General features: G+C 50.2%; 5 protein-coding genes. 3 read left to right on the plus strand and 2 right to left on the minus strand.

Going from position 1 to position 5,294, the window contains the following annotated elements; genetic code table 11:
* Positions 1 to 247: 247 nt before the first annotated feature.
* A complete protein-coding gene (locus tag HMPREF2907_RS01850) occupies positions 248 to 1,363 on the minus strand; it encodes an ABC transporter substrate-binding protein (RefSeq protein WP_049224953.1) in 1,116 nt (371 codons plus the stop codon).
* 411 nt (positions 1,364 to 1,774) lie between these two features.
* On the opposite strand from HMPREF2907_RS01850, the gene HMPREF2907_RS01855 reads away from it, so the two are divergent.
* A complete protein-coding gene (locus HMPREF2907_RS01855; protein ID WP_070679418.1) occupies positions 1,775 to 2,605 on the plus strand; it encodes an ATP-grasp domain-containing protein in 831 nt (276 codons plus the stop codon).
* Between the two features lie 99 nt (positions 2,606 to 2,704).
* Here HMPREF2907_RS01855 and HMPREF2907_RS01860 read toward each other — a convergent pair whose 3' ends face one another.
* The gene (locus HMPREF2907_RS01860; protein ID WP_192831525.1) at positions 2,705 to 3,358 is read right to left on the minus strand and encodes an HAD-IA family hydrolase; all 654 of its coding nucleotides are present in this window, start codon (positions 3,356 to 3,358) and stop codon (positions 2,705 to 2,707) included.
* A 152-nt stretch (positions 3,359 to 3,510) separates the two neighbouring features.
* Here HMPREF2907_RS01860 and HMPREF2907_RS01865 point away from each other — a divergent pair, with 152 nt between their 5' ends.
* Together HMPREF2907_RS01865 and HMPREF2907_RS01870 are read left to right on the plus strand one after the other, a co-directional pair.
* Positions 3,511 to 4,515 carry a quinone-dependent dihydroorotate dehydrogenase gene (locus HMPREF2907_RS01865; RefSeq protein WP_070679421.1) on the plus strand — a complete coding sequence of 335 codons (1,005 nt, stop codon included), beginning with the start codon at positions 3,511 to 3,513 and terminating at the stop codon, positions 4,513 to 4,515.
* A 75-nt stretch (positions 4,516 to 4,590) separates the two neighbouring features.
* Positions 4,591 to 5,121 (plus strand): Imm42 family immunity protein, encoded by a 531-nt coding sequence (locus HMPREF2907_RS01870; protein WP_070679425.1) that lies wholly within the window; start codon positions 4,591 to 4,593, stop codon positions 5,119 to 5,121.
* The last annotated feature ends 173 nt before the right edge of the window (positions 5,122 to 5,294 follow it).

Below are 5,294 nucleotides of genomic sequence, written 5' to 3' on the forward strand. Positions count from 1 at the left end.
CTCCCCGTGGGAGAGGGCTAGGGAGAGGGCCAAAACAGTCAGCACCACCTGACGCTCTCCGTTCGGCACGATAGGAAGTCGTATCGTGGGCTTTGCCCGCGAAAACAGGGAAAACCTCAGACCATTCACCATCATTTCCGCAAACGTTACCCGTGGGCAAAGCCCACGCTACGGTTTTGTACAAAATCCACGTTGCTTTCAGACGACCTTTCGCATAAAAAGGTCGTCTGAAATCCACAAGCCCGCCTTACTGACCTTTCGGATACAGGTAGAACGTACCGTTTGGTACAACAGGCAGGTTTTGGCGGTAGAAGTCGGTATAAGTCTTTTCAGGATTGAAGTCTTTGAACAACTGCGGATAAATCGCTTTGGCCATAAATTGAATCGATGCACCGTCGGAAAGCGTGCGCGAATTGGCGTGGTAGGCGGCGTAGAGGCGGTTGTTTTTAATCGCAGGCAGGTTCGCCCAGCCGGCGCGTTTGGCAAAACCGGCCAAGCGTTTTTCCGCTTCGGCTTTCGGAATGCCCCAGCCCATCACCATGGCGGTCGGGCTTTTCTTCAATTCGGTTTCGCGGCCGGTAATCACGATGACGTCGGGTTTGGCAGCGAGGACTTTTTCAGGATTGATCGGGCCGTAGAACTCGACCGAAGAAGCGGCGATATTGTTGCCGCCGACCAGCGTCGCCATCGAACCCCACATGCTCTTGCCGAAGGTTACGCTGTGTTCGGCAGGGCCTTTGTTGCCGAACTCGACATACACTTTAGGCTTGGGCAGGTTGGCTTTTTTCACGCGCGCTTGGATGGTGTCGGCGATGCGTTTGTAGTCCGCCGCCAGCTTGTCGGCCTTTTGCTGTTGGCCGGTCAGCGTGCCGATAAGCTTGGTCGATTGGATGTGTTTGGCGACCGTTTGCGCGTTGTAGTCCAACACCACAATCGGAATACCCGCCTTGTTGATGCGGTCAAGGTCTGAACCCAAAGCCTTATACTGCCAGTCCGCCAAAATCAGCAAATCGGGTTTCAATGCCAATACTTTTTCAACGGAGAACGTGCCAACTTCCACCTCGCCCACGTCGGCTAGCTGGTTCAACTTGGGCACGGCTTTGCTGAACGCCGCCCAGCTCGGTGGCGCCCAGTCAGCCCAAACCGCTTTGGAGAAGCCGACCACATTATTCAGCGCGTCCTTGCCGCCAATGGCCATGTAGTCTTGATAATAAAAGCCCAAAACCACACGCTTGGCAGGCAGGTCGACGGTTACTTTGCGGCCGTTGACATCGGTAATCTGAACCGGTTTGGCATGGACGGCGGCAGTGCCGAATGCCAATGCGGCGGCGAGGGCAAGGGAGGAGAAGCGCGACAGTTTCATTAGAGTAAAATCCTTTTAATAAATAATGTTATATCTAATTTAGATATGAATAAGAATCTTTCTTATTTTTAATGCGAGCCTAATGGATTTAAAATAAACGGAAAAGTTCCGTTATTCAGGGAAGTTTTTATTACAAATGTGATGGTGTTTATTGTTCAGACGACGCCTGCCGTTTGCCCGATATAGTGGATTAACTTTAAATCAGGACAAGGCGACGAAGCCGCAGACAGTACAGATAGTACGGTACCGATTCACTTGGTGCTTCAGCACCTTAGAGAATCGTTCTCTTTGAGCTAAGGCGAGGCAACGCCGTACCGGTTTAAAGTTAATCCACTATAAAAGGTCGTCTGAAACATCAAGTAAAGACATCACCCCTTGTCAATACTGTCATTCATTTTTCGAAAGTCCGCCATGCTGACCATTACCACCTGCCTCACCTACCCCGAGCCGCCGTCCAACCTGCTGCCGTTGGCGGACGCGCTGACACGGGACGGCATACCCACCGCCTTCGCGCCTTGGCAAAACCGCCCGAAATCCGCCTTTATCCTGCCTTTGTGCGCATGGGATTATGTGGCGGAGCCTGAAGCGTTTGGGCAGTGGCTGACCGAAGCGGAAGCGTACGGGCAAAGGTTTATCAACCCCGTCGGGCTGATGCGTTGGAACATGGACAAACGTTATTTGTGCGATTTGGCAGAATGGGGGGCGGACGTAATTCCGAGCGTGCAGACGTCGTCTGAAAAAGAAAAATTGGAAGACATTTTAAAAAATCGGGGCTGGCAGGAAGCGGTCGTCAAACCCGTTATCGGGCAGAGCGGGCGCGGCGTGGCGAAAATCAGGGCGGGCGAAGTGTCATTGAAGGCAGGGGATTATCCGCAAGGCGTCATCGTCCAGCCTTATATCCGCGAAATCGAAACGGCGGGCGAAACCTCGCTGGTGTTTTTGGACGGGCAATTCAGCCATGCCGTACTGCGTATGCCGCCCCAAGGCGAATGGCGCGCCAATTCCGCCTACGGCGTCGCTGTCAGCCCCGCCGCGCCGCCGGAAAAAGCAGTCGAAACCGCACGGCAGATATTGGACATGCTGCCTGAAATACCGGCATACGCCCGCATAGACGGGACGCTGATTGGCGAAAGATTACTGCTCAACGAATTGGAACTGATCGAACCCGCCCTTTACCTGCATACCGCTGAAAATGCTGTTGCCGATATGGTGCAGGCGGTAAAGCGCGTTATCGCGGGTTGATGATAAAGAACCAATGCAAAAAAGGTCGTCTGAAAACAAAGGTAGCGGGTTTTCAGACGACCTTTGTTCAAAATCAGAAAACGAAATGAAGACCTCGCATTATAAACGCGCGATAAAGCCGGGCAGCTCGGACAAATCGTTCAAGATTGCTAAATGCGGCCGCGTTGCCAGTTGCGCGGCGGTATGCGCGCCGGTCGGTACGGCAACGGCAGGGGCTTTCGCATTTGCCGCCATATCCAAATCGTGGGTCGTATCGCCGACAATCAAAGTTTGCGAAGGCTCCAGCCCCAATTCGGAACATAAGGCAAAAACCATATCGGGCGCGGGTTTGGACGCATATTCGCTTGCGCAGGCGGTTGCCATCCAAAAATCTGCCGTCCCCGTCTGCATAATAGAACGGTCCAAACCCGTACGCCCTTTGCCTGTCGCTACGGCAAGCCAAAAGCCTTGTTGTTTTAACGTGTTCAAACAAGGTATGGCTTCGGGGAACAAGGTCATATTGTGATTGTTCGGATTCAGATAATGCGCGGCATAGGTTTCTGCCAATTCTTCGCGCAGGTGTTCGCCCGCATCAGGCGCAAGGCGGAAGATGATTTCGGGCAGGCTGTAACCGATTAAGGCACGGATGGCATCCGCATCGGGGGCTTTTAAACCGCAGTCGGCAAAACTTTGTTGGAACGTACGGATAATCGGGCGAGTCGTATCGGCAAGCGTTCCGTCCCAGTCGAAAATAATCAGTTCAGGCTTCATCAGAAATCCTTTCAGACGACGTTATCAATATGATTGTATAGCGGATTTTAAGACGGTTCAAAACGGCATTTCCTTTGAAGATTTGTTTGGCCGGCAGGAAAATACGGCAGTTTCGGGTAAAATACGGCGGTTTGCCAATCATCCGAAAGAAATCCATGTATTCCCTAGCCCGCAGTCTGCTGTTCAAACTCGATGCCGAAAAAGCCCACCATTTCACCCTCGACGCGCTCAACAAAGTATACAGACTCGGCCTGCTTCCGATTTTCGACAACCGCACCAAGCCCGTCAAACTCATGGGCATCACCCTGCCCAACCCCGTCGGACTGGCTGCCGGACTCGATAAAAACGGCGAATACATAGACGCATTGGGCGCACTCGGCTTCGGCTTCCTCGAAATCGGCACGGTAACGCCCAAACCGCAGCCCGGCAACCCGCAGCCGCGCCTCTTCCGCGTTCCCGAACACCAAGGCATCATCAACCGCATGGGCTTCAACAACCACGGCATCGACGCCATGATTCAAAACATCGAAAAAAGCCGTTATCAAGGCGTGTTGGGCATCAACATCGGCAAAAACGCCGTAACCCCCATCGAAAACGCCGCCGACGACTATTTAATCTGCCTCGAAAAAGCCTATGCACACGCAAGTTACATTACCATCAATATTTCCTCGCCCAACACCAAAAACCTCCGCGCACTGCAAGGCGGCGACGAACTGAGCGCGCTACTCGAAGCCCTGAAAAACAAACAGGCGCAGCTTGCCGCTGAGCACGGAAAATACGTCCCGCTCGCCGTCAAAATCGCCCCCGATTTGGATGAAGCGCAAATCGAAGACATCGCCCACGTTGTCAAATCCGTCGAAATGGACGGCATCATCGCCACCAACACCACCATCGACAAATCAAGCCTCGGCAGTCATCCGCTCGCAGGCGAGCAGGGCGGCCTAAGCGGTCTGCCCGTGCGCAAAAAAAGCAACCAAGTGCTGAAAATATTGGCGGAACACATCGACGGCAAGCTGCCGATTATCGGCGTCGGCGGCATTATGAACGGCAAGGACGCCGCCGAAAAAATCCGTCTCGGCGCAACCGCCGTCCAAGTGTACAGCGGCATGATTTATAAAGGTCCGGCATTGGTGAAGGAATGTCTGGCAGCATTGAAGTAAGCACGATTTTCAACATGTTAAGAAATTAAAAGATGTTAGCAAAAATTAGTTTAATATACATATATCTTGGAGGATATGGTGATTTTTGGAGATCCATATAAATTTGCTATTCAATTTGATTTTGTAGAAGATTGGTTTCTGGCATGGGGAGAAGATTTGAAAAATGATGGAGTATTTCATTATATAATTCAAGGTTATATATTGCCGACCGAATTGAAGTATCAATCAATCAGTATTCTGGATGCAATGAACTCATTGAAAGTGAAAATAGGCAGCCTGAATCAATTCAATGCTTCTACAATCTATAATCAAGATGCTCAATATATTTTGGAAAAATTAGAAAATATTTTGGAAAAGATCTTAAACGGAGATGAAACCTATGAGGAATATCAATTATATGACTCAACCTATTTAAATATAGAAGAAAATATTTTTGATAATCAAAATAGCTGGCTGGTATCAGCCGACCATTCGGAAAAAATCATATTTAGAGATTATAAAGGGGAGATTCAGGAGGTTATATTAGAAAAAGGATATTGTATAGATATAATGGAAAAAGTAATCACTTGGGCAAGATCTTATTTTCAAAATGAAAAATGGATTTAATTAGGGGCTGACGTAGATTAGCTGTAGAAACCAGTAGCGTTGTTTACAGTATTTCCAGGAGAGTATTGAAACATGAACATCCACAAAAACACCCGCCTTACCCCGCACTTAAAGCCGCAAGTCGTTTGACAGTCCAGAACATCGGCAAAAGGAGTTGTGCCGCTTTGTTAATT

This window comes from Neisseria sp. HMSC055H02 (assembly GCF_001813335.1).
Taxonomy (GTDB): domain Bacteria; phylum Pseudomonadota; class Gammaproteobacteria; order Burkholderiales; family Neisseriaceae; genus Neisseria; species Neisseria sicca_C.